Here is a 24,002-nt window from a genome sequence, read left to right on the forward strand (position 1 = left end):
CGTCATCTGGTGCTTCCGCAAGGTCCTCAAGACGACGCAAGAGGAGAAGGTGCCGGTCGGCTTCGGCCCCTGACCTGCGCGGCGACGGCCGGTGAGCCCGCGCTACGCCTTGGGCGCGGGCACGCCGGTCACACCGCCGGACACGATGAACGCCAGCACGTCCGAGCTCGGCGCGCCGATTGGCGTCACCCGCGCCGCCGGCACCACCACCAACTGCCCCGCGAAGTTGTACGACTGCGGGAAGTACACCGCGACGTCGTCGGCGAGCCCGAGATCCGCCAGCGATTTCTGCGTGATGAAGCCGAAGGTGCGCACCGCACCGTCCGCGCTCAGCGCCACCAGCACCGGCGAGTCGAAGCGCCGCTTCTCGCCCACGAACGCGTCGAGCAGGTCCTTGGTCGCGTTGTAGAGGATCCGCACGAAGGGCAGGCGGTCCAGCATCGCCTCCAGCGACTCCACGAGCGAGTTCCACAGCAGGTTGGAGCCGAGGAAGCCGACGAGGGTGATGGCGGCCAACGTGATCAGCAGGCCCAGTCCGGGAATCGGGATGCCGAGCCAGCCGTCGATCGTCGTGAGCGTCACCCACACCACCGCGGCGGTCACGGCGAGCGGGATCGTGAGGACGAGGCCGCGGAGGAAGTACGAGCCGAGTCGTTTCATTGGACGGGGCAACGGCAGAGGGAGACTGCGCGTACATTAGGCGTCGCTCGCTGAAGATAACCCCGACCCGACAGAACCGATGCGCCCTCGCTCCCTGCGCCGCCTTGCCTGCGCCGCCGCACTGGCCCTCGTCCTCCCGACGCTCCTGCTCGCCCAAGGCGAGCGCAAGGTGCTCACGCAGGACAGCTACGATCTCTGGCGCACCATCCTGCAGCCGACGCTGTCGCCGGACGGTCGTTGGGCGGTCTACACGCTCACGCCGACGGTCGGAGACGGCCAGCTCATCGCTCGCGCGACCTCCGGGAGCACGGAGTACCGCGTCTCTCGCGGCAGCACCGGGCGCCCGCTACAGTCGGTGACCGGCCAAGGGTTCACTGCGCAGGCTGCCCAGATCACGGGAGACTCGCGCTTCGTGGTCTTCCTGCAATACCCGACGCAGGGCGCGCTCGACTCGGCTCGCGCACGCCGCGCACGCCCCGCCGACCAGCCGCGGTCGGCGCTGGCCATCCTCTCGCTCACCGACGGCAACGTCGCGACCGTCGAGAAGGTCCGCGGCTTCCAACTCGCGCGTGATGGCGGCCGTGTCGTCGTCTACCAGCTTGAGGCAGACACCGCCGCCGCTGGCGCGGGTGCCGGTGGCAACGCCCGCGGCGCGCGTCCGGACTCCGCGGCCCGTCCTGCGCGCCGCAAGGACAGCGGCAGCCCGCTCGTCATCCGCGACCTCGCCAGCGGCGCCGAGACACGCATCGAGGGCGTGACGAATTACGTGTTGCACGACAGCGAGCGCTGGATCGCCTACAGCCGCACCGGTGCCGACTCGCTGGGCGTGGACGGTGTCTACGTGCGTGACCTCGGCACGGGCGCCGAGACCGCGCTGATGCGGGCCACCGGCAACTACAGGTCGCTGGCCTTCGACGAGGCGGGCACGCAGCTCGCTTTCATCAGCGATGCTGACACGTGGGGTGCCGAGACGGCGCGCTACGCGCTGTACCACGCCGCGCTCAGCGGGCCGCGCAACCGGCCGGGGCCACAGGCCGCCACGCGCATCGCCACTGCCGCCGACGTCGCGACGGGGATGGAGATCGCCGAGCGTTCGCGCGTGCAGTTCGTGAAGGGCGGCGGCGTGCTCGGCTTCGGCATCTCGCGTGAGCTGCCCGACTCGATTCCCGCCGACTCGCTGGCCGACAAGGCGGTCGTTGACCTCTGGCACTGGCAGGATACGCGCACGCAGCCGATGCAGCGCCAGCAGGCGGGGCAGGACCGCAACCGGCAGTACACCGCCGTCTGGCACGTCGCGTCGCGGCAGCTGCGCGTCCTCGGCTCGCCTGACCTCCCCAACGTCTCGCTCTCGGACGACGGTCGCACGGCCATTGCCGTGACGAACGTGCCCTACCAACTGGATGCCATTAGCGGGGAGGGCGGCAACGACGTTCACCTCATCAACACCGTCACCGGCGCATCGCGCCAGCTGGCCATCAAGATCCGCGGCGGTGCGCAGCTCTCGCCGGGCGCCAAGTACGTGACGTGGTGGGAGAACGGGGCCTGGCGCGTGCACGACGTCGCGGCCAACCGCACGCGTGAGCTGACCGCGGGCATCAGCGGCGTCTCGTTCGCGCAGGAGACGCACGACACGCCGAGCGAGCCGGGCTCCTGGGGCCTCGGCGGTTGGACGCGCAATGACGCCGTCGTGCTCGTCAACGACCGCTTCGACATCTGGGAGGTGGATCCGACCGGCCGGAGCGCGCCGCGCAACCTCACGGATGGCGTCGGGCGCCGCGACAGCATCGTGTTCCGCATCGTGAACCTCGATCCGGACGCGGGCGCCATCGACCCCGCGCAGCCGCTGCTGCTGCGCGCCTTCGACCGCCGCACGAAGGATGCCGGCGTGTACCGCGAGCGCCTCGGCGTGGCCGCCCAGCCCGAGCGGCTGCTGATGGCGCCCAAGACCTGGCCGGTGCTGCAGCGCGCGCGTCGTGCCGAGCAGTACCTCGTGGCCCGCGCCGACTTCCGCGAGTATCCCGACCTGTGGACGGGCGCGCGCTTCGACGCCCTTACGCGCATTTCGGATGCGATGCCCGAGCAGCGAGAGTACCGCTGGGGCAATGCGCGACTGCATCGCTGGCTCAACAGCGACGGCGTGCCGATGGAAGGCATCCTCTACACGCCTGAAGGCTTCGACCCATCCAAGCAGTACGCGATGGTCGTGTACTTCTACGAGCAACTCTCCGACAACCTGCACCAGTACCATCGGCCGGCCGGGCGCAACATCGTGAACCCGTCGGTCTACACCTCGCTCGGCTATGTGGTGTTCTTCCCGAACATCCACTATACACCGGGTTATCCCGGGCCCAGCAGCCTCAAGAGCATCGTGCCTGGCGTGCAGTCGCTGATCCAGGCGGGCTTCGTGGATCCCAAGCGCGTCGGCATCGGCGGCCAGTCGTGGGGCGGCTACCAGACGGCGTACATCGTGACGCAGACCAACCTGTTCGCGGCGGCCGTGCCGAACGCGACCGTCTCGAATATGACCTCGGCCTACGGCGGTATCCGCTGGGAGAGCGGCGTCGAGCGGGCGATCGTGAACTACGAGCGCGGGCAGAGCCGCATCGGCGGTTCGCTCTGGGAGTACCCCGAGCGCTACATCGAGAACTCTCCGTTGTTCTTCCTCGACCGCGTGACGACGCCGATGCTCTTCATGGCCAACGACAACGACGGGGCGGTCCCGTGGTACCAGGGCATCGAGCTGTTCGTCGGATTGCGCCGCCTGGGCAAGGAGGCGTATATGCTCAACTACAACGGCGACGCGCACAACCCGCGGAAGTATGCGAACCAGAAGGACATTGACCGGCGGATGCAGGAGTTCTTCGCGCACCACCTGCTCGGGCAGCCTGCGCCGGACTGGATGGTGCGGGGGATTCCGTTCTTGGAGCGGGGGAGAGATCAGCTCAATAGGTGACGGATGACGGATGACGGAAGGGGTGCGCACCGAATGCTGCGGTGCGCACCCCGTCCGTCTTCAGTCTTCCGTCTTGTAGCGCTACTTCGCGCCCGTCTCCGCCGGCGCCACCGTCTGCAGGTACTTCCAGATCGCCGTCATTTCCACCGGCGTCATCAGCTTGGTGGCCTGCACCGGCATCACGGGATTGATGGCCGAACCGTCCGGGCGCGTACCGTCCGTGAGCGCCTTGACGAAGGCTGGATAGTCGTAGGCGGCCAGTCCGGTCGGCGTGAGGTTGGATGCCTGCGGCCAGCCCGGCGGCGCACCGGAGATCGGGCCGCCGCTGTAGTTCGCGCCGTGGCAGCCAGAGCAGCCGCCTGCGGCCAAGTAGCGACCGTACTCGACGGTCGAGTCAGCGGGCACCGACGCCACCACATCCGTGGTGTGCGTGACCGCGTCGGCGGGGAACAGCGGCATCTTCCCGGCGGCGTAGAGGGCGCGCGCCACCGGACCGATGCGCATCGGGGGCGTCTCGCGGTCCACCGGGGCGACGGTGCGCAGGTAGGCGATGAGCGTGCCGACGTCCTCGTCCGAGAGCAGTTGGTACTCGTGCGAGGGCATAATGACGAGGCGGCGGCCGTCAGCCGCGACGCCGTGTCGGATGGCGCGTTCGAGGTCGGCATCGCTCATCTTGGCGAGCAGTCCGCCGCGTCCGGCGGTGATGTTGGGACCCGAGATGCGGCCGATGGGGAAGTTGTCGAGCAGCGTGAGGCCGCCGTAGTCCTCGCCGTGGCAATCGGCGCACTTGGCCAGCGCCTTCATCACGTGCTCGCCGCGGGCAACAGACGCGGAGTCGGTGGGTGCGACGAACGCGTGTGTGGCAGGCGGAACAGTCGCGTTCAGCTGCGCGTTGGACCACGTGTACAGACCGGTGACGCCAAGCAGGATCGCCACCGCGAAGATCGCCGCCGCGAGGCGTACGACCCGGAAAATCCGATTCACACAATACTCCTGTCAGGGGGTGCGGCAAACCTACGGCCGCCCCACCGGACAGGTTACAAGCCTCTGTCCGGGCACTAGGTTTGAGAAGCCATCGAACGCGGCCGCGTCCGCATCCGTCCCCCATCACGACCGTGGAGCTCGCTCGATGACCCTCGGACAGCGGCTATACGCCAACGCGCTGTACGCCGCGGCCCTCCTGGCCGTCTGGTACATCCTTTCCGGTAAGGCTGACCTCGTGCACTTGGGCACCGGGGCCCTGGCCGTCATCGCCATCGCCGCGACCATCGTGCCGGTAGAGGACGGTACGCGCATCCGCTGGTTGCGCGTGATGCTGTTCCTGCCCTGGCTACTCAAGGAAGTCATCGCCTCCAACCTGCACGTGGCGCGCGTCGTGCTCACCTGGCGCTCGCGCGTCAGCCCGCGCCTGCTGCAGCTCGATCCCCCGCTGCGCTCGCCGCGGGCCCGCGCCGTGCTCGGGATCGCCGCCACGCTCACACCCGGCAGTCTCACGGTGGACGTGGACGAGCAGACGATGCAGGTGCACGCCCTCGACGACGTCTCCGCCCAGGATGCCACGGACGGCGAGATGATGCGGCGCGTCGCCGAGCTCTTCGAGGAGTCGGCCCCGTGAGGCAGGTCTTCCTCGTCGCCCTGGTGCTGTTGCTCGCGCTGCTCCTGCCGTTCCTCGTGCGCGTGATCCGCGGGCCGTCGATCTTCGATCGCGTGGTGGCGCTCAACGGGCTCGGGACCGTGGTGCCGGTGATGCTCGTGCTCATCGGCCTGCTCTACGGCGCCGTCGAGCTCTACGTGGACATCGCGCTGGCCCTCTTCCTGCTCAACCTCTTCACGACGCTGCTCATCGCGCACTACGTGCGCCGCGGACGCGGGGCGGACGCGTGAGCGTACTCGACATCCTCGCCACGGCCTCCATCGCCATCGGGCTGTTCTTCCTGCTCGTGGGCGCGATGGGCATCCTCCGCCTGCCGGACCTCTTCTCGCGCCTGCACGTGACCGGTGTGCTCGACACGCTGGCGGTCCCGATGATCTTGGTCGGCGTGGCGCTGCACCTGGGGCTGCGACTGGTCTCGGTGAAGCTCGTGCTGGCGACGATCTTCCTCGCGGTCACGAGTCCGCTCGTGGGCCACCTGCTCGCGCGCGCGGCGCTTGAGGCGGGCGAGAAGCCGGCCCGCCAGGACTGACCGTGCTCATCTACGTCGCCGAAGTCCTCAGCCTGCTCGTCGCCGTGGTGGCCATCGCGCTCCTCGGCGTACGGCATCTGCTCACATCGGTGGTCCTGCTCTCGGTACTCAGCGCCGCGCTCGCGCTCACCTTCGCCATCCTCGGCGCCGTCAGCGTGGCCTTCTTGGAAGCCGTGGTCGGCACGAGCATCTCCACGATCTTCTTTATGGGCCTGATGCGCTGGGTGGATCCCTCGCAGCTCACGCGCAAGAGTCTTGGCGACCGCCTGCGCGCCGCGGTGCCGGCGCTCGGCCTGGGCGCGGTGCTGATGTACGGCATCAACGCCCTCCCGCGCTTCGGCAATCCGGCGGCGCCGGCGACGCAGCACGTCAGCCCCTACTACGCCGCCAATAGCGTCGCCGATATGGCCTCGCCGAACGTCGTCGGCGCGATCCTCGCGGACTACCGCGGCTTCGATACGATGATCGAGGCGGCGGTCGTCGTCACGGCCGTGCTCGCCTGCCTCCTCGTGCTCCGGCAGCGCGTATGATGCGGCCCTTCAATTCCCTGATGCTGCGCCTGCTGATGGCGCTGCTGCGCGGCGCCATCCAGCTCTTCGGTGTGTACGTGTTGCTGCACGGGCACTATGCGCCTGGCGGCGGCTTCGTGGCGGGGGCGCTGTTTGCCGCCGCGATGATCCTGCCGCGGCTCACGCGCGGCACCGCCGATGACGCGCTGACGCTCTCGCCGCGCGGAGCGCTCGTGCTCTCGGCGACGGGTATCCTGCTCTTTGCACTGGTCGCGGCCGTGCCACTGGCCCTAGGCGGACCCTTGCTCGACTTCGGCACGCTGCCGCTCGCCGACACCCTCGCCGAGCGCCGCTCGCTTGCCGCGCTGCTCATCGAGACCGGCGTGGCGATGGCGGTCGCCGGCGCGATGCTGTCGATCTTCCTCTCGCTCACCGCCGAGGAGGGCAAGACCGCGTGATGGACTACCTCGTCGGCCGGGGGCCCCTGTTGCTCTTCGTGGTGCTCGCCTGCCTGGGCGTGTACCTGATGATGAGCGAGCGCAACCTCTTCAAGGCCGTTGTCGGGCTGTACCTCTTCCAGACCGGCGTCATCGTGCTGTTCATCGCGATGGGCTTCCGCAGCGACGGCACGATCCCCTTCGCCGCCGAAGGCCGCGTGATGCACAACGCCTTGCCCCACGCAATGATGCTCACGGCCATCGTCGTCGGCATCGCGACCATCGGCGTCGCCATCGCGATCCTCCGGCGCATCCAAGCGGAGTTCGGCAGCATCGAGGAAGGCGGGGCGGGGGACGAGGGCGCGTGAGCCAGTCGCTGCCGGCGCTGCTTTTCTTCATCCCCTTCGTCGCGGCGCTGGTGGTCACGGCGCTCGCGCCGTTCGCACCCCGCGCCGCCCGGCCGCTCGGTATCGTCGCCTTGCTGGGGAGCACGCTCGCCGCGGTCGTCGGTTGGCAGCGTGTGCTTTCGGACGGCACGCTGCGGACCAGCCTCGGAGGATGGGCGGCGCCGCTGGGCATCGAGCTGGCCCTCGATCCGCTCTCCGCGTTGATGGCCGTGCTCGTACTCGGCACCGCGTCCATCGTGCTCGCGGCCACCGGCGCCTGCCTGCGCGAGGAGTTTGCCGGCCGCGAACCGTTCTTCGTCGCGCTGGCGCTGTTGCTGGTGGCCGGCCTCACGGGCATCGTCGTCACCGGCGACCTCTTCAACCTGTTCGTGCATCTCGAGGTCGCGAGCCTCAGTGCCTACGCCTTGGTTGCCGCCGGCGATCGCGGTGCGCCGCGCGCTGGCTTGCGCTACCTGCTCATCGGCAGCTTCGGCGCCTCGCTGTTCCTAGCGGGCATCGGGTTCATCTACGGCGGCACCGGCACGCTGAATATGGCTGACGTCGCCGAGCGCATCGGCAGTGCGGACCCGCGCCTGGTGCGCGTCGGCGGCCTGCTGATGGTGACGGGCCTCGCCGTGAAGATGGGCCTGTACCCGCTGCATCTCTGGATGCCGTCGGCGTACGCGCGCGGTCCCATCTCCTCGGCCGCCTTGATGGCGCCGCTGGTCACGAAGGTCTCCGCGTATGCGTTGCTGCGCGTGCTGTTCTGGACCTTCGGGCTGGGGTTGGCGGTCGGGGACTTGCCGCTGGCGGAAGCGACGGCCTGGCTCGGCGCCGCAGCGGTGGTCGCCGGCGGCGCGATGGCCTTCGTGCAGACCGACCTGCGCCGCCTGCTCGCGTACTCCAGCGTCGGGCAGATCGGCATCGTCGCACTGGGCATCGGGCTTGCCGATGTACCCGGCCTCACCGGTGCGGTCCTGCACATCACGAGCGATGCCATCGTGAAGGCGGCACTGTTCCTCGCCGCCGGGACGGTCGCGTTGCGCCTCGGCATCACCGAGGTGGCAGAGCTGCATCGTCTGCGCGGGCGAGCGCCGATTACCAGCGCGGTGCTCGCCATCGGTGGGCTCTCGCTCGTGGGCATTCCGCCGCTGGCCGGCTTCTTCGGCAAGTGGTACGTGCTGAACGCCGCGCTGGCCGAGGGCCGCTGGGCCTTCGTCGCGGCACTGGTCTTCGGGAGTCTCGCGAGCATCGGCTACGTGTTCCGGATGATCGAGCGGCTGTACTTCGTGCCCTCGCCGCTGGTGGCGGACGATCCCTCGCACGAGGGCCGCGGCGGGCTGGTGCTGGCGAGTGCGCTGTTCATCGTCGCTACCATCGCGCTCGGGCTCGGCAACGCCTGGCTGGTGGAGTACGCCGTCGTGCCGGCATTGCCGATGGCGGTGCTGCCGTGAGCCCGGGCACGCTGAGCCTCGTCGCGCTGGCCGCGCCTGTCGCGGCCGGCGTGGCGGCGCTGGTGGTGCCGCGCAAGCTCGCCGGATGGGTGGCGTTCCCGGCCGCAGCGGTGGCGGTGTGGGCCGTGGCGGGCGTGCTTCGCGCGGTGCTGGGCGGCGTGGCGGTCGAGCAGCAGTTGCTTGGGCTCACGCCGACGCTGCCGTTGGCCTTCCGCGTGGACGCACTCGGCGTCACGTTCGCGATGCTGGCCGCGGGGTTGTGGTTGGTCGCGAGCGTCTATGCCGCTGGCTACGCCGAGGCGACCAAGCTCAAGCACCCGCGCCGCTTCTTTGCGGCCTTCGCGGTATCGATCGCCTGCGCGACGGGCGTCGCCTTTGCCGCCGACCTGCTGACGTTCTTCGTGTTCTATGAACTGCTGACCGTCGCGACGTACCCGCTGGTGGTGCATCAGGAGACGGCTCGTGCCTACGCGGCAGGTCGGCGCTATCTGTTGTTTGCGCTCGGCGGCGGGCTCGCTTTGCTGGTCGCGGTGATCTGGACCTGGCAGGCGACCGGAGCGCTGGCGTTCCGCGCCGGCGGGATGCTCGCCGGCAGCGAGGTGGCGACCAGCGCGGCGTTGCTCGCGCTCTTCTTGCTCGGCGTGGCGGTGAAGGCGGCAGTGATGCCGCTGCACGCCTGGCTGCCGGGCGCGATGGTCGCGCCGACGCCGGTCTCGGCGTTGCTGCACGCCGTGGCGGTGGTGAAGGCCGGCGTGTTCGGCCTGTTGCGCGTCGTCGGCTTCGTGTTCGGGCCGGACGCGTTCATCGCGACGGGCGGGCGCACGGCGTTGATGGCGGCGGCGTTGCTCACCATCGTCGCCGGGTCGGTCATCGCGCTCCGGCAGGAGCATCTCAAGCGCCGGCTCGCGTATTCGACCATCGTGCATCTCTCGTACATCGCGCTCGGGGCGGCACTGGCCACGCCGGCGGCCTTCGCGGGCGCGACCGTGCATCTCGTGAACCACGGCTTGGCCAAGATCACGCTGTTCTTCGCCGCCGGCTCCATCTACGCCGCCACCAAGGCCGAGGGCATCGGCGAACTCGCCGGCCTCGGCCGCCGGATGCCGTGGACCTTCGGCGCGTTCACGGTCGCCGCGATCGCGTTGATGGGCATCCCCGGCCTCGCGGGCTTCCCCGGCAAGCTGCTCCTCGCGCGCGGCGCGGTCGAGGCCGACGCCGTGCTCGCGCTCTTCGTGTTGCTCGGCGCGTCCATCTTCACCGCGGCGTACCTGCTGCCGATCCTGCGCATCGCCTACTTCCCTGACGCCGAGCGCATCGGGGCGCAGGCGCAGGTCGAGTCACGCTGGCCGCTGGTGCTGCCGTTGGTGCTGACCGCGGTGGCGACCGTGCTCTTCGGCTGGTGGGCACCGGCGTTGGCGGTGCAGTCGGCGCTGGCCGATGCGGCGGCGCAAGCCGTGTTCGGGGTGGGCCAATGACGTCGGTGGTGATGCATCCAGCGCTGCCGTTCGCCGCCGTGGCATTGGCCAGCCTCGTGCTGCCGCTGCGCGCACAGCGCATCGCGATGTTGCTGGCGTCGGCGCTCGCCCTCTGGATGCTCACGCTGCTGGCCGATGGCGCGGTCACCTCGGTGATGCTGCACGGACACGACTGGGTGCTGCTGTCGATGGACGGGCTCTCGCGCGCCTTCGCGATCGCCTTCGCCGCCTACGGCGGCATCGCGGCGCTCTTTGCCTGGAGCGACGAGGAGCGCGGAGGTGTGCGTGCACAGGCGGCGCTGGTTGCGGGCGGGCTGCTCGTCGTGCTCGCGGGCGACTTGCTCACGGTGTTCGTCGGCTGGGAATGGCTGACCGTCGCGTCGCTGTTCTTGGTCTGGCAGGGCCGCACGCCGGACTCCTGGGATGCCGGCCTACGCTACGTCGCCCTGCACTTCGTGGGCGCGACGCTGTTTCTCGCCGGCATCCTGCTGCGCGCGCCCGTGGCCGGAACGGGGCTCGAGGGCCTCGCCGACGGCAGCACGGCCAGCACGTTGATCCTCCTCGGCGTGCTCGTGAACGCGGCGATGCCGCCGCTGCACGCCTGGCTGCCGGATGCGTACCCGCGGGCGAGTATCTTCGGGACGGTGTTCCTGGCGGCCTTCACGACCAAGGCGGCGGTGTATGTGCTGGCGCGTGGCTTCGCCGGCGCTGAGGTCCTCGTGTACGTCGGCACCGGGATGACGCTCGTTGGCGTGACCTTCGCATTGTTGCAGGACGAGCTGCGCCGCCTGCTGGCCTACCATATCGTGAGCCAGGTGGGCTATATGGTGGCTGGCGTCGGCCTCGGGACGGCGCTGGCGCTCAACGGCACTACCTCGCACGCCGTGGCCCACATCTTCTATAAGGGGCTGCTGCTGATGGGAGCGGGGGCCGTGCTGCACGCCACCGGACGCGAGCGGCTCTCGGAACTCGGCGCGCTCGGGCCCCGCCTACGACTCGTCGCGCTGCTGACCGTCATCGGCGCGGCGTCAATCTCCGGCGTGCCGCTGCTCAATGGCTTCGTGAGCAAGAGTATGATTGTCTCGGCGGCCGGCTACGCGGACCGCGGCGTCATCGCGGCGCTGCTGCATCTCGCCGCCGCGGGGACGTTCCTCAGCGTGGGCCTCAAGCTCCCGTGGTTCGCCTTTGCGGGAGAGGACCACGGAGCGGACGTGGAGCGCCCCGTGCCACGCTCGATGCTGCTCGCGATGGCCCTGGCGGCGGCGGTCTGCGTCGTCACTGGCGTGATGCCCGGATCCACGCTCTACGCCTTGCTGCCCTTTGCCGCGACGTACGCGCCGTTCACGCTCGGTCACTTCGTGGAATCGGCAGCCCTGCTCGGCGTGACGGCGGTGGTGTTCTGGGTCGCGCGGCGCTGGCTGGCGCCGTCGGCCAAGGACATCCCCGACGTGGATCTGCTCTACCGGAAGCCGCTCGGCGCGCTGGTGGACGGGCTGGGCCGGGTGGCCGAGGGGCTGGGGCGCCGCAGCGGCTGGTCCAGCGAGATCGGCCTCGCCCTGCTGTGGCGGCGGCTGGAGCGCTACGGCGAGGCGCACCGGAACCCGACCGTCGCCGTGCAGACCACGGCCATCGTCGCGGTGCTGGTGGCGCTGGCGGTGGTGGCCGGCATCAGCGCGCGCGGCTGAGCGAGTACCGCCGCCGCCCGGCAGTCCGTAACTTTTCCGGATGACTTCGACTTCCCGCCCCGAGACCGCCGCCGGTCCGTCGAGCGCCGCCAAGGCCGCTCCGGAGCCGACGCCCTGGTCCATCGAACGCGCCAAGGCTCTCTACAACATCGAGGGCTGGGGCGACGGCTTCTTCGACGTCAACGAAAAGGGGCGCGTCGTCGTGCGGCCGGACAAGGATCAGCCGACGCGCACGCTGGACCTGCTCGAGCTCGCGCACGACCTCGAGGCGCAGGGCGTCGGCCTGCCCGTGCTGCTGCGCTTCTCCGAGATCCTCAAGGCGCGCATCGAGATGCTGCACGCGCGCTTCGCCCGCGCCATCGAGGAGTTCCAGTACGAGGGCCAGTACACCACGGTGTACCCGATCAAGGTGAACCAGCAGCGCCACGTGGTCGAGGAGATCGTCGAGTTCGGCCACGCGACCGGCGTCGGGCTCGAGTGCGGTTCCAAGCCGGAGCTGCAGGCGGTGCTGGCGCTCTCGGACCGCACCGACCACCTGATCATCTGCAACGGCTACAAGGACGAGGAGTTTATGCGCCTCGCCCTGATGGGCCAGCGTCTCGGACACCGCGTGATCCTCGTCATCGAGCAGGTCAGCGAGCTCGAGGTGCTGCTGCAGGTGGCGGCCGATATGAAGATCGAGCCGACGATCGGCGTGCGCATCAAGCTCTCGGCCGAGGGCTCGGGGCGCTGGGCGCAGAGCGGTGGCGAGAAGTCCAAGTTCGGCCTCACCGCGGCGCAGCTGATGCAGGTCATCGAGCGCCTCAAGGTCACCGGACACACCGACTGGCTGCGACTGATCCACTTCCACCTCGGCTCGCAGATTACCGATATCCGGTTCATCAAGCGCGGCTTGCAGGAGGTGAGCCGCTTCTACGTGGAGCTGCGGCGCCTCGGCCTCGACATCACGTACGTGGACGTCGGCGGCGGCCTCGGCGTGGACTACGACGGCACGCAGAGCACGGCGCAGGCGTCGATGAACTACTCGGCGCAGGAGTACGCCAACGACATCGTCTACACGCTCGCAGAGACCTGCCGTGAGGAGTCGCTGCCGTATCCGCACATCATCTCGGAGTCTGGGCGCGCGTTGACGGCGCACCACGCGCTGATGCTCATCAGCGTCATCGACGTGGAGTCCGCCAACGAGCCGGTGCCGCCCGTCATCGGCGACGAGGATCACGCGCTGCTGCACGAGATGGCCGAGGACCTCAAGACGCTGGGGCGCAAGAACCTCTCGATGCGCCGCATCCACGAGATCTACCACGACGCGACCTTCGACAAGGAGCGCGCCCAGCAGCTGTTCAACTCCGGCGTGCTCTCGCTGCGCGAGCGCGCGATTGCCGAGCAGTTCTACCTGTGCGCGCTCAACGCCGTGGCGCGCGTGGTCAACGGCAAGCGCGAGCGCTTCGACGACATCGTGCGCGACCTCGACGCCGCGCTGGTGGACCGCTACTTCGCCAACTTCTCGCTCTTCCAGTCGCTGCCGGACAACTGGGCCATCGACCAGCTGTTCCCGATTATGCCCATCCACCGGCTCGACGAGGAGCCGACGCGGCGCGGCACGATCCAGGACGTCACCTGTGATTCGGACGGCAAGATCGACCGCTTCATCGGCGGTCGCGATGGTCAGCCCTCGCTGCCCCTGCACGTCTTCCGCGACGGCGATGCGTATTACCTCGGCATCTTCCTCACCGGCGCGTACCAAGAGATCCTCGGCGACCTGCACAACCTCTTCGGCGACACCAATGCCGTGCACATCCGGTTGCGCGGCAACGCCTACGAGGTCACGCACCTCGTGCACGGCGACACCGTCACCGAGGTGCTCGATTACGTCGAGTTCCGTGCCTCCGACCTGCTCGCCACGTTCCGCCGCAAGGTGCAGAACGCCAAGGGCCTCTCGCGCGAGGAGGCCAATATGTTCATCGCCGAGTACGTGGCCGGGCTGGAGGGCTACACGTACTTGGAGGGCGAAGCGGCGCGCTGATCGAGGCGGGCGAACGATTCGCCCGCGATGCACGTAAGTTGGATTGTGCGGCGCGGCGTCTCGCCGTCGCCACCTGATCGATTCCTCTCCCTCGGCACCCGTGCTTCCTGAATTTCACGCCCTCCTGGCCAACGTCGGCCACGACGCTGGATTCGAACACCTGCTGTTGGTCCTCGTCGCCGTCATCGCGGCGACCAAGGCGCTCGGCGCCCTCGCCCAATGGATTGGCCAGCCCGCCGTGCTCGGTGAACTCGTCGCCGGCGTGCTGCTCGGGGCCAGCGTGCTCGGGATCTTCGATCCCAACGATCCCGTGCTCCACGCGATGGCCGAGCTCGGCGTCCTCATCCTGCTCTTCCAGATCGGCCTGCACACCGACCTGAAGTCGCTGACCAAGGTCGGTCCGACGGCGCTGGTGGCGGGCCTCGTAGGTGTCATTCTGCCGTTTGCTGGCGCCCTGGCCGTCACGTCGGCGATGGGGATCGCGCCGCTGCCCAGCGTCGTGATCGGGGCCGCGCTGACCGCGACATCCATCGGCATCTCGGCCCGTGTGCTGTCCGACCTCGGCCAGCTCAAGACGCCCGAGGGTCAGGTCGTCATCGGCGCCGCCGTGTTCGATGACGTCGTCGGCCTGATTATCCTCTCCATCGTCGCCAGTATGGTCGCCGGCGCCGACCTCACGCTCGGCGGTGTCGGGCTCACCGCGGGTGTGGCCATCGGCTTCATCGTCGTCGCGCTCGCGCTTGGCACGCTCACGATCCCGCCGCTGTTCCGGCTGGTCGAGCGAGTGCGCGTGTCCGGCACGCTGAGCACGGTGGCGCTGGGCTTCGCGCTGCTGCTGGCGCTGATGGCCACGCACGCCGGCTCGGCGATGATCATCGGTGCGTTCGCGGCCGGGCTCATCCTGCACCCGACGCCGCAACGGCACGAGATCGAGGAGAGCGCGACGCAGCTCGGCTTCTTCTTCGTGCCGATGTTCTTCGCGTCGGTCGGCGCCTCGGTGGACCTCTCGGCCCTGGTGACGCGTGAGGCCCTGCTCGTGGGCAGCCTGCTGATCGTCGTCGGCGTCGCCGGCAAGGTGCTCGCGGGCTTCGCGCCTTGGTGGTTCAAGGGCAACAAGCTGCTGGTCGGCGTGGCGCTGGTGCCGCGCGGTGAAGTGGGCCTGATCTTCGCGAAGCTCGGTCTCGCCTCCGGTGTGCTCAGTGGGCCCCGCTTCGGTGCGCTGATGCTGATGGTCGTCGTCACGACCTTCCTGACGCCGCCGATGCTGAACCTGATCGCCTCGCGGCGTGCGCCGGACGACGAGATGGCGCCCGACCACGTCGGCATCGACGACCTCGTGGTCGGCAGCAGCAGCCGCAAGTCGCGGAAGCTGAAGAAGCTGCACGAATGACGGATGACTAATGACGGATGACGGATGACGAATGACGAATGACGGATGACGAATGCTTGAACGGCGCGAGAACCGAAGTCTTCGCGCCGTTCACGCTTCCGTCATCCGTCCGGAAGTCAGCGCGCCCCGTACCGCTTCGCGACCTCGGCCCAGTTCACCACGTTCCACCACGCGTCGATGTAATCGGGCCGGCGGTTCTGGTACTTGAGGTAGTAGGCGTGCTCCCAGACGTCGAGGCCGACGAGGGCGTGGCGGCCTTCCATCAGCGGGTTGTCCTGGTTGGGTGTGGACTCGATGCTGACGCTGCCGTCCTTGGCGGCCACCAGCCAGGCCCAGCCGGAGCCGAAGCGGCCGACCGCAGCGGCCTTGAAGGCGTCGCGGAACTTGCCGAAATCACCGAAGGCTTTGGTGATGGCGGCGCCGAGCGCGTCGCCGGGCTCGCCGCCGGCCTTGGGGGCCATCGTGGCCCAGAACAGCGAATGGTTCCAGTGGCCGCCGCCGTTGTTGCGCACGGCGCCGCGCACCGCCTCGGGTACCTTGGCGATATTGGCGCACAGGTCATCCAGCGACCACGAGGCGAGCTCCGGCGCCTTCTCGATCGCGGCGTTGAGGTTCGTCACGTAGGCGTTGTGGTGCTTGCCGTGGTGGATCTCCATCGTCTGCGCGTCGATGTGCGGCTCGAGCGCGTTGCTGGCATAGGGCAGGGCAGGAAGCGAATGGGCCATCGGGGGACTCCGGATGAAGTGCGAGGAGACTGGCGAACTGACTCGTGCAAGATATATCCGCACGCGCGGCGTTACGCTCCCGCGAGCGGCGCCCGCGTCACGCCGGTGCGGAGCGCCGCGCCTTCCACCAGCCGTAGATGCCCGGCGTGATGGAGAGCAGGATGATGCCGATGATCAACTTCTCGACGTGCTGGTCGAGGCCGGGCACCATCTTCACCACATAGTAGCCGGTGAGCAGCATCGACCAGATCCAGAGCAGGCCGCCGATCACGTTGTAGAAGACGAAGGTCGGGTAGTGCATCCGGGCGGCGCCGGCGACGACCGGCGCGAAGGTGCGCGCGAACGGCATGAAGCGGGCGAGGATGATGGTCTTGCCGCCGTGCTTCTCGTAGAAGCGGTGCGCCGCCTGCAGGTGGCTTTGCTTGAACCAGCGCGAGTCTTCCTTCTTGAAGAGCGCCTCGCCGGAGCGGCGGCCGATGCCATAGGCGATCTGGTCACCGACGATCGCCGCGACCGAGCAGAGGACGCCGAGCGTCCAGACGTTGAGTGGCGAGTTCACTGCCGCGGCGGCGAGGCCGGCCGTCACCAGCAGCGAGTCGCCCGGTAGGAAGGGGAACAGCAGCCCCGTCTCGATGAAGATGATCGCGGTGATGCCGACGTAGCCGGCCGTGGCGACGAGCGACTCGAGGTCGCGGAGCTGGTGGAACAGGTCGAGGAGGAAGTCCATATCCGGAGAAAGCTAAGCGTGGCGCGCACCGCGGCGCATCGCGCGCCGCTAGTTTTCGCCCCTATGTCCGTCCTGCACCGCGTCGCCATCGTCCTCAACCGTCCGCAGGACCCGGTCAACATTGCCGGCGTCGTGCGGGTGATGAAGAACTTCGGGTTCGTGGACCTGCGGCTCGTCGCACCCGTGCCCTACGACCCGTGGCGCATCGAGGGTGTCGCCCACGGCACCCGCGACCTGGTCGAGCGCATCAAGCATTTCGACACGCTCGAGCAGGCGCTGGCCGACTGCGTGTTCGTCGCGGCCTTCGGGGCCAAGCGCCGCGCGCACCGTTGGCCCGTGACCGAACCGCGCGCGCTCGCGCCGGTGGTGCTCGAAAAGGTGGCCGGCGGGACGGCGGCGCTGCTCTTTGGCCAAGAGGACCACGGCTTGCCGAACGAGGCCATCGACGTGGCCCAGGTGCTGGTGCGCATCCCGACCACCGAGCACGCCTCGCTCAACGTCGCGCAGGCGGTGCTGGTCGCCGCGTACGAACTGCACCTCGCGGCGGGTGACGCCACGCGTGAAGTCGCGCGGCACAAACATCACGCCGCGCTGCCGAAGCACGACGAATGGGAGCGTGCGCTCGGCGATATCGACCGCGCGCTGGCAGCCATCGCGTTCTACCGCACGCGCAACCCGGAGCACATTATGCGGAGCGTGCGTTCGCTGCTCAATCGCGCCGGTCCCGACAGCCGGGAGCTCACCTTGGTCCGCGCGATGGGCATCGAAGTGCTGCGGACGATCGACCGCGTCAAGCGCGGGTTGGATGTGGAGTAAGACGCCGCATCGCACGGGGTTGCGATAGGCGAGTAGGGCGGTCACATTTCCGTGTCGTCAAAACCCTTGTGAATCATTTCACAAGCCGAGTAGACCATTCGGGAATCCCTTTCTCCGAGTCATTTGCAAATGACGGGTCGCAGCAAGTGGGTCCTTATCCCTGGTACCGTCGCGATTGCCATCGCGGCCACGATGCTCTCCGCCTACGCCGGCTCGCAGGCCGCGCAGGATGCCGCGCCCGCGGGCGCGCCGGAGACCGCCACCCAGGCCGCCAATCGCGAAGCCGCAGGCAAGGCCGTTCCGGGCCCTTGGGCCTATAGCGGCTCCTCCGGATACACCTTCTATGTTGGTGGCGGCATCGGACGCTCGCCGGAACAGCCGGTGAAGTTCCCGCATCCGGTGCACGTGAACTCGCTGCAGATGAACTGCGCGTTCTGCCATAGCGCTGCAGGGCAGTCGCCGGACCCGGGCCTGCCGGCCGTCGGCACCTGTATGGCCTGCCACACCATCGTCGGCGCCGACCGTCCCGAGATCCAGAAGCTCTCCGAGTACTGGGCCAAGCGGCAGCCGGTGCCGTGGGTGCGCGTGCACAAGGTGCCGGAGTACGTGCACTTCCCGCATATGCGCCACGTCAACGCCGGCGTCACCTGCCAGACCTGCCACGGGCAGGTCAACAATATGCCGCAGGTGTTCCAGGCCCAGTCGCTGAATATGGGCTGGTGCGTCCAGTGCCACGTGAACGGCTATTCGCCCGCCGAAGGGATGCGCGCCGCCGGCTATGAGCCGGACTCGGCCACCCTCGCCCTGCCTCGCAAGCGCGCGTCGTACGACTGCGCCACCTGCCACTACTAGGACCGCGATGACTCCGAACACCACGGAAGCCACCAAGGACGCCCTCACCGAAGGCCACGAGGAGCGCCAGGCCGTCAAGCGCCGCGAGTTCCTCAAGGTCCTCGGCGTCTCTACCGCCGCCACCGCCGCCGTCGGCTGCGGCACGGGCGAGGTCGAGAAGCTGATTCCGTATCTCGTGTCGCCGGACAACACCGTCCCGGGCGTCTCCAACTACTACGCCACCACCTGCCGCGAGTGCTCCGCCGGCTGCGGCCTCATCGTCGAGGTCCGCGACGGCCGCGCCATCAAGGCCGAGGGCAATCCGGAGCACCCGGTGAACCGGGGCGCGCTCTGCGCCCGCGGGCAGTCGTCACTGCAGGCGCTGTACAATCCCGACCGCTTCCGCGGCCCGATGAAGCGCGAAGGCGCGGCGCTGGTCCCGACCACTTGGGACGACGCGATCGGCATCCTCGCGCAGAAGCTCGGTGAGGCCAAGAGCCGCAACCAGGGCAGCAAGGTCGCCTTCATCAACCAGCACGAGCAGGGCAGCTTCCCCGCGCTGCTGGACCAGATCCTCGCCGGCTACGGTGCGCCGGCGCACCTGAGCTACGACGCCGAGGCGCCGGCGGCGGTGGCCGCCGCGAACCGCGCGGCGTACGGCACGAGCTGGCCGCACCACGATCTCGCCGCCGCCGACCTCATCGTCTCCTTCGCCGCCGACTTTCTCGATGGCTGGGGCCTGCCGGTGCCGCAGCAGCTCGCGTTCGCCGAAGCCCGCGGCAAGGTCGAGGGCGCACCGCGCTTCATCTACGTCGGTGCCCGCCGCACGCTCACCGGCCTCAACGCCGACTCCTGGATCCCGGCGCGCCCGGGCTCCGAACTCGCGATCGTCAACGCGCTGCTCGGTCGCGGTTCGTTGGCCGCGGCCGCCGAGCAGGCGGGCGTCGCGGTAGCGCTGCTGGAGGGGCTGCGCGACGAGATCCGCGCCGCCTCGGCCTCCGCCATCCTCGGCGGTGGCTACACGGCCAACAGCGGGGAACTCGCTGCGGCGGTCGCCGAGCTGAACCGGCAGCGGGGCAACATCGGCAAGACGATCGATCCGACGCGCGGCCTCAACGCCTTTGACGGCGTGGCCACGCTCGCCGAGCTCCGCGCGCTGACGCAGCGGATGAACAGCGGCGACGTGCAGTTGGCGATGGTGCGTGGGGCCAACCCGGCCTACACGACGCCGCCGTCGCTGGGCTTCGCGGCCGCCTTCGCCAAGGTGCCGTTCAAGGTGGCCTTCTCGAGCATCCCCGACGAGACGACGGCGCTCTGCGACCTGGTCCTGCCGGACCACCACGGCCTGGAGAGCTGGGGCGACGCCGAGCCGGTGCGCGGCATTCTCTCGCTGCAGCAGCCGGTGATGGATCCGGTGTTCGACTCGCGCTCCACGGCCGACGTGCTGCTGGCGGTGGCCAAGAGCGATCCGACGCTGGCGTCGCGCTTCCGTGCCGCGGACTATCGCGCGTGGATTGCCGACCGAATCGGCGGCAACGCCGCGCTGCGCACGGCCCTCCCGACGGCGCTCACGCGCGGCTCGTCGGCCACGCGGTCGCTGAGCGCGGCCCGCGTCGCGCCGGCTGCGGCGCCGACGGGAACGGGCGATTACCACCTCGTGACCTACCTCTCGCCGACGCTTGGCGACGGCCGCGGTGCCAACAAGCCTTGGCTGCAGGAGCTGCCGGACCCGGTCACCAAGATCTGCTGGCAGACCGTCGTCGAGATGCACGGCGAGACGGCCGAGGCGCTGGGCGTGAAGGAGGGCGACCTCGTCACCGTCACCACCGACGCGGGCAGCCTCACGGCGCCGGCGTTCATCTACCTCGGCATTCGCCCGGACACGATTGCGGTGATGGTCGGCCGCGGCCAGGGTGAGGCGGCGGGTCGCTACGCGGTGGCCGGCGAGAACGCCTACGCGCTCGGCGCGGTGGCCGAGGATTCGCGCAGCGGTGCCGCCGTGTACGGCGCCACCAAGGCGCGTCTCGAGAAGGCGCGCGGTAACAACCGCCTCGTCACCACCGAAGGCTCCGGCCGTCAGCACGGGCGCAACATCGCGCAGGCGACCAGCGTCGCGGCGCTGATCGCCGGCGAGAATGCCGTCAAGCATCACCACTTCGACGGGCAGGCCAGCACCGAGTTCGAGCCGGGCCTGCGCTCGCCGACGGCCAACGACGCGCAGGGCGTGTTCGGGGTGCCGGGCTCCAAGGACAAGGGGCAGTACGACCCCGAACATTGGAGCGGCGCCGCCAAGCGGCGCTGGGCGATGACGATCGACCTCGCCAAGTGCACCGGCTGCTCGGCCTGCGTGACGGCCTGCTACGCCGAGAACAACATCCCGACGGTGGGCGCGGACTGGCAGGGCCCGGTGCTGCTGCCGGACCGCACCGGCTTCGGCGCCAACATCACGCGTTCGCGCGAGATGGCCTGGATCCGCCTGGAGCGCTACTACGAGATCGACCGCGAGCCGCGCGACGTGAAGTTCGACCCCGCGCATCCGGACTTCGACACGCGCTTCATCCCGATGATGTGCCAGCACTGCGGCAACGCGCCCTGCGAGCCGGTCTGCCCCGTGTACGCGACGTACCACGCGCCCAACGGCCTCAACGTGCAGGTCTACAACCGCTGCGTCGGCACGCGCTACTGCTCGAACAACTGCCCGTACAAGGTCCGCTACTACAACTGGTTCGGCTACGGCGACCCCTCGCGCGCGCAGTACGCGTTCCCGGAGCCGCTGCACTGGCAGCTGAACCCGGACGTCACGGTGCGCAACAAGGGCATTATGGAGAAGTGCACGTTCTGCGTGCAGCGCATCAAGGAGGCCGAGAACCGCGTGGCGCTCGAGGGCCGGGAGCTGCAGCCCGACGAGTTCACGACGGCCTGCGCGCAGGCCTGCCCGAGCCGGGCGATCGTGTTCGGCGACGCGGCGGACGAGAACTGGTCGGTGGCCAAGTGGGCCAAGGACCGGCGCGCCTACCACGTGTTCGAAGAGCTCAACACCTATACCGCGGTGGTCTACTTGCAGAAGGTCAACCATCCGGCGCCGTCGGCGTCGGCCCACGCGTAAGGAGGACGGCACCCAATGGCTACGCTCGCGCAGCCCGTGGATGAACCCCGCCGCCCGAACATCGCGTCGGCGGACATCCAGCTCCCCGCGGTCACCAGCTACGAGCAGGTGGACCGTGAGATCCTCTCCATCCTCAAGCCCACCAAGGCCTGGTTCGGCGGCCTGCTGATCGCGCTGGCCTGCCTCGGGCTGGGCATCTTCTCCTGGGCCTACCAGATCCATCAGGGCCTGGGCGTGGCGGGCTACAACCCGCCGGTGATGTGGGGCGTCTACATCATCACCTTCGTGTTCTGGGTCGGTATCGGCCACGCGGGCACGCTGATCTCGGCGATCCTCTACCTCTTCCGCGCCGGCTTCCGCACGACGATCTACCGCGCCGCCGAGGCGATGACGGTCTTCGCCGTGATGACGGCGGGCCTGTTCCCGATCATCCACATCGGGCGGCCCTGGAAGTTCTTCTGGCTGATCCCGTATCCGAACTGGCGCCTGCTGTGGCCGAACTTCAAGTCCCCGCTGGTCTGGGACGTGTTCGCCATCACGACGTACCTGACGATCTCGACGACCTTCCTCTTCGTCGGCCTGATCCCGGACATCGCGGTGCTGCGTGACCGCGAGACCAACCCGATCCGCAAGCGCATCCTCGCGCTGCTCAGCTTCGGCTGGCGCAACAGCGAGCGCGAGTGGCGCCACTTCGCCCGCGCCTACCTGTTCCTCGCCGCGTTCTCGACGCCGCTGGTGCTCTCCGTGCACTCGGTGGTGTCCTTCGACTTCGCGATGGGCATCGTCCCGGGCTGGCACACGACGATCTTCCCGCCCTACTTCGTGGCCGGCGCCATCTTCTCCGGCTTCGCGATGGTCTGGACGATCATCATCCCGATGCGGAAGTGGTTCGGCCTCAAGCACTACGTCACGCTCAACCACCTCGACGCCTCGGCCAAGATGGTGCTCTTCACGAGCCTCGTCGTGGGCTTGGCGTATATGATCGAGTTCTTCATCGCCTGGTACGGCGGCATCCCCTACGAGCAGGACTATTTCTGGAACCGCGTGTTCGGCCAGTGGTGGTGGGCGGCCTGGATCATGCTCACCTGCAACATGATCCTGCCGCTGTCGCTGTTCTCGCAGAAGCTGCGCCGCAATCCGACCTGGCTGTTCATTCTCTCGATCTTCATCAACATCGGGATGTGGTTTGAGCGCTTCGTCATCGTGGTGCCGTCGCTGTCACACGACGTTGAGCCGTGGCAGTGGAGCACGTATATGCCGACCTGGGTGGACTACGGCCTGCTAATCGGCTCGTTCGGCTGGTTCTTTATGTGGTTCCTCCTCTTCGTGAAGCAGCTGCCGATTATGGCCTTGGCCGAGATCAAGGAAATCGTGCCGCCGAAGCTGAAGAAGTCCCACGCGCACCACGGGGGGCACTGAGATGTTCCGTGGCATCGTAGGCGTCTTCCACGAGCTCGACTCGACGACCGACACGATCGAGGAGCTCAAGCACAAGAACATCGGCAAGCTCACGGCGTACTCGCCGACGCTGCGCCACGAGCTGGAGCACGCGATTGACCCGCCGATGAGCGGCGTGCGCAAGTTCACGCTCTTCGGTGCGCTGGCCGGCGTGAGCTTCGGGTACTGGCTGTCCATCTGGGGCTCGATGTACTGGCCGCTGGTCGTCGGCGGCAAGGCCATCGCCACCTGGCTGCCCTACACGGTGTTCGGCTTCGAAGTGATGGTGATGGTCGGGGCGCTCTCGACCGTCTTCGGGATGTTCTACCTGGCGGGGATTCCGCGGCTGGTCGACACCGTCGGCTACGACCCCCGCTTCAGCGCTGCCCACTTCGGCGTCTGGTGCGAGTGCGCACCGGAGCAGCAGGCCGAGGTGGAAGCCATTATGCGCCGCCACGGGGCGGTGGAGGTGCGCGGTGAGCGCTAAGGTCTCGATGCGCGTCCTCGCGGCGCTCGTCCTCCCGCTGGCCCTCGCGGCCTGCGACCCCAAGGACTGGATCACCGATATGCAGCAGCAGCCCTCGGTGAACACCTGGCAGAAGTTCTCGATGGACGCCGCCGCCGGCGACACCATCGCCTTCCGCGGCCAGCCGCAGGGCTCGGTGCCCGTCACCGGCGTCACGGTGGCCGAGTGGGAAGTGTCCTACACGCCGTCGATGCAGGCGGTGGACTCGCTCTCGCGTGTGCCGAACCCGGTGGCCGTCGACGCCCGTTCCATCGCCAACGGCTATCGGCTTTATCAGGTCAACTGCGCCGTCTGCCACGGCGACGCCGGCGACGGACGCGGCACGCTGGCCACGGTCTCCGGCATCGCCTTCGTGCCTGCCATCAACGGCGCCGCGACGCAGGCGCGCAGCGACGGCTACATCTGGGGAATGCTGCGCAACGGGCGCGGCCTGATGGGCAACTTCAACCGCATCCCGGAGCGCGAGCGCTGGGACGTGGTCAACTACGTGCGCGGCCTCCAGGGCCGGTACCCAGTCCCGACGGGCATCACCCTCAAGCCGGGCGAGGCGGCCGCCTTCAGCGGCGTCTCCGCGGTCGCTCCGAACGTGCCACACGCCTACGTCCGTCCTTCCACCGCCGGCATCGTCCCCAAGGCTCCCAAGGCCGCGGACGAGCACGACGATCACGAGGGGCACTGA

General features: G+C 68.9%; 22 protein-coding genes. 18 read left to right on the forward strand and 4 right to left on the reverse strand.

Annotated elements, in window-relative coordinates; genetic code table 11:
* Positions 1 to 102: 102 nt before the first annotated feature.
* Positions 103 to 660: a DUF502 domain-containing protein gene (locus KF689_04585; protein ID MBX3132646.1), complete on the reverse strand. Its 558-nt coding sequence runs from the start codon at positions 658 to 660 to the stop codon at positions 103 to 105.
* Positions 661 to 739: 79 nt separating this feature from the next.
* Between KF689_04585 and KF689_04590 the strand changes: the two genes are divergently transcribed.
* A complete protein-coding gene (locus KF689_04590) occupies positions 740 to 3,613 on the forward strand; it encodes a S9 family peptidase (protein MBX3132647.1) in 2,874 nt (957 codons plus the stop codon).
* A gap of 81 nt (positions 3,614 to 3,694) precedes the next feature.
* On the opposite strand, the gene KF689_04595 is transcribed toward KF689_04590, so the two are convergent.
* Positions 3,695 to 4,597, reverse strand: coding sequence for a c-type cytochrome (locus KF689_04595; GenBank protein MBX3132648.1), 903 nt, complete (start codon positions 4,595 to 4,597; stop codon positions 3,695 to 3,697).
* A gap of 145 nt (positions 4,598 to 4,742) precedes the next feature.
* Between KF689_04595 and KF689_04600 the strand changes: the two genes are divergently transcribed.
* The 11 genes from KF689_04600 to KF689_04650 all read left to right on the forward strand — a co-directional run bounded on the left by KF689_04600 (position 4,743) and on the right by KF689_04650 (position 15,155).
* Positions 4,743 to 5,228, forward strand: coding sequence for a Na+/H+ antiporter subunit E (locus KF689_04600; GenBank protein ID MBX3132649.1), 486 nt, complete (start codon positions 4,743 to 4,745; stop codon positions 5,226 to 5,228).
* Positions 5,225 to 5,497, forward strand: a complete 273-nt coding sequence (locus tag KF689_04605) for a hypothetical protein (protein ID MBX3132650.1) — start codon at positions 5,225 to 5,227, stop codon at positions 5,495 to 5,497. Before KF689_04600 ends, KF689_04605 begins: the two co-directional genes overlap by 4 nt.
* Positions 5,494 to 5,796, forward strand: coding sequence for a monovalent cation/H(+) antiporter subunit G (gene mnhG, locus KF689_04610; GenBank protein MBX3132651.1), 303 nt, complete (start codon positions 5,494 to 5,496; stop codon positions 5,794 to 5,796). The genes KF689_04605 and mnhG overlap by 4 nt, the downstream gene beginning before the upstream one ends.
* Before the next feature lie 2 nt (positions 5,797 to 5,798).
* Positions 5,799 to 6,326 (forward strand): DUF4040 domain-containing protein, encoded by a 528-nt coding sequence (locus KF689_04615; GenBank protein ID MBX3132652.1) that lies wholly within the window; start codon positions 5,799 to 5,801, stop codon positions 6,324 to 6,326.
* Complete coding sequence (locus tag KF689_04620; protein MBX3132653.1) at positions 6,323 to 6,763, forward strand: hypothetical protein; 441 nt, start codon at positions 6,323 to 6,325, stop codon at positions 6,761 to 6,763. Before KF689_04615 ends, KF689_04620 begins: the two co-directional genes overlap by 4 nt.
* Entirely contained in the window at positions 6,760 to 7,110 is a 351-nt protein-coding gene (locus KF689_04625; GenBank protein ID MBX3132654.1) for a cation:proton antiporter subunit C, read from the forward strand. Before KF689_04620 ends, KF689_04625 begins: the two co-directional genes overlap by 4 nt.
* Entirely contained in the window at positions 7,107 to 8,582 is a 1,476-nt protein-coding gene (locus tag KF689_04630) for a hypothetical protein (protein ID MBX3132655.1), read from the forward strand. Before KF689_04625 ends, KF689_04630 begins: the two co-directional genes overlap by 4 nt.
* Complete coding sequence (locus tag KF689_04635; protein ID MBX3132656.1) at positions 8,579 to 10,057, forward strand: hypothetical protein; 1,479 nt, start codon at positions 8,579 to 8,581, stop codon at positions 10,055 to 10,057. Before KF689_04630 ends, KF689_04635 begins: the two co-directional genes overlap by 4 nt.
* 11 nt (positions 10,058 to 10,068) lie before the next feature.
* Entirely contained in the window at positions 10,069 to 11,742 is a 1,674-nt protein-coding gene (locus KF689_04640; protein ID MBX3132657.1) for a hypothetical protein, read from the forward strand.
* A 40-nt stretch (positions 11,743 to 11,782) separates the two neighbouring features.
* Positions 11,783 to 13,765: a biosynthetic arginine decarboxylase gene (gene speA, locus KF689_04645; protein ID MBX3132658.1), complete on the forward strand. Its 1,983-nt coding sequence runs from the start codon at positions 11,783 to 11,785 to the stop codon at positions 13,763 to 13,765.
* Positions 13,766 to 13,865: 100 nt separating this feature from the next.
* Positions 13,866 to 15,155: a cation:proton antiporter gene (locus KF689_04650; GenBank protein ID MBX3132659.1), complete on the forward strand. Its 1,290-nt coding sequence runs from the start codon at positions 13,866 to 13,868 to the stop codon at positions 15,153 to 15,155.
* Positions 15,156 to 15,271: 116 nt separating this feature from the next.
* Here the strand turns inward: KF689_04650 and KF689_04655 are convergent, their stop codons facing one another.
* Positions 15,272 to 15,880, reverse strand: a complete 609-nt coding sequence (locus tag KF689_04655) for a superoxide dismutase (protein MBX3132660.1) — start codon at positions 15,878 to 15,880, stop codon at positions 15,272 to 15,274.
* A gap of 97 nt (positions 15,881 to 15,977) precedes the next feature.
* The gene (locus KF689_04660; GenBank protein ID MBX3132661.1) at positions 15,978 to 16,607 is read right to left on the reverse strand and encodes a VTT domain-containing protein; all 630 of its coding nucleotides are present in this window, start codon (positions 16,605 to 16,607) and stop codon (positions 15,978 to 15,980) included.
* Positions 16,608 to 16,670: 63 nt separating this feature from the next.
* On the opposite strand from KF689_04660, the gene KF689_04665 reads away from it, so the two are divergent.
* From KF689_04665 to KF689_04690, 6 genes are all read left to right on the forward strand, one after another.
* Complete coding sequence (locus tag KF689_04665; protein MBX3132662.1) at positions 16,671 to 17,423, forward strand: hypothetical protein; 753 nt, start codon at positions 16,671 to 16,673, stop codon at positions 17,421 to 17,423.
* A 129-nt stretch (positions 17,424 to 17,552) separates the two neighbouring features.
* Positions 17,553 to 18,275 (forward strand): cytochrome c3 family protein, encoded by a 723-nt coding sequence (locus KF689_04670; GenBank protein MBX3132663.1) that lies wholly within the window; start codon positions 17,553 to 17,555, stop codon positions 18,273 to 18,275.
* 7 nt (positions 18,276 to 18,282) lie between these two features.
* Complete coding sequence (locus KF689_04675; GenBank protein ID MBX3132664.1) at positions 18,283 to 21,360, forward strand: 4Fe-4S dicluster domain-containing protein; 3,078 nt, start codon at positions 18,283 to 18,285, stop codon at positions 21,358 to 21,360.
* A 15-nt stretch (positions 21,361 to 21,375) separates the two neighbouring features.
* Positions 21,376 to 22,779 carry a polysulfide reductase NrfD gene (nrfD, locus tag KF689_04680; GenBank protein MBX3132665.1) on the forward strand — a complete coding sequence of 468 codons (1,404 nt, stop codon included), beginning with the start codon at positions 21,376 to 21,378 and terminating at the stop codon, positions 22,777 to 22,779.
* Between the two features lies 1 nt (position 22,780).
* Positions 22,781 to 23,284, forward strand: a complete 504-nt coding sequence (locus KF689_04685) for a DUF3341 domain-containing protein (GenBank protein MBX3132666.1) — start codon at positions 22,781 to 22,783, stop codon at positions 23,282 to 23,284.
* Complete coding sequence (locus KF689_04690; protein MBX3132667.1) at positions 23,274 to 24,002, forward strand: cytochrome c; 729 nt, start codon at positions 23,274 to 23,276, stop codon at positions 24,000 to 24,002. Before KF689_04685 ends, KF689_04690 begins: the two co-directional genes overlap by 11 nt.

Source organism: Gemmatimonadaceae bacterium, assembly GCA_019637355.1.
Classification (GTDB): domain Bacteria; phylum Gemmatimonadota; class Gemmatimonadetes; order Gemmatimonadales; family Gemmatimonadaceae; genus Pseudogemmatithrix.

Excerpts from the sequence above, each read along its gene's own strand:
- KF689_04585 (MBX3132646.1), bottom strand. The coding sequence starts at position 660 with ATGAAACGACTCGGCTCGTACTTCCTCCGCGGCCTCGTCCTCACGATC.
- nrfD (MBX3132665.1), top strand. The coding sequence starts at position 21,376 with ATGGCTACGCTCGCGCAGCCCGTGGATGAACCCCGCCGCCCGAACATC.
- KF689_04685 (MBX3132666.1), top strand. The coding sequence starts at position 22,781 with ATGTTCCGTGGCATCGTAGGCGTCTTCCACGAGCTCGACTCGACGACC.
- speA (MBX3132658.1), top strand. The coding sequence starts at position 11,783 with ATGACTTCGACTTCCCGCCCCGAGACCGCCGCCGGTCCGTCGAGCGCC.
- KF689_04590 (MBX3132647.1), top strand. The coding sequence starts at position 740 with ATGCGCCCTCGCTCCCTGCGCCGCCTTGCCTGCGCCGCCGCACTGGCC.
- KF689_04670 (MBX3132663.1), top strand. The coding sequence starts at position 17,553 with ATGACGGGTCGCAGCAAGTGGGTCCTTATCCCTGGTACCGTCGCGATT.
- KF689_04640 (MBX3132657.1), top strand. The coding sequence starts at position 10,069 with ATGCATCCAGCGCTGCCGTTCGCCGCCGTGGCATTGGCCAGCCTCGTG.
- KF689_04600 (MBX3132649.1), top strand. The coding sequence starts at position 4,743 with ATGACCCTCGGACAGCGGCTATACGCCAACGCGCTGTACGCCGCGGCC.
- KF689_04655 (MBX3132660.1), bottom strand. The coding sequence starts at position 15,880 with ATGGCCCATTCGCTTCCTGCCCTGCCCTATGCCAGCAACGCGCTCGAG.
- KF689_04665 (MBX3132662.1), top strand. The coding sequence starts at position 16,671 with ATGTCCGTCCTGCACCGCGTCGCCATCGTCCTCAACCGTCCGCAGGAC.
- KF689_04660 (MBX3132661.1), bottom strand. The coding sequence starts at position 16,607 with ATGGACTTCCTCCTCGACCTGTTCCACCAGCTCCGCGACCTCGAGTCG.
- KF689_04675 (MBX3132664.1), top strand. The coding sequence starts at position 18,283 with ATGACTCCGAACACCACGGAAGCCACCAAGGACGCCCTCACCGAAGGC.
- KF689_04620 (MBX3132653.1), top strand. The coding sequence starts at position 6,323 with ATGATGCGGCCCTTCAATTCCCTGATGCTGCGCCTGCTGATGGCGCTG.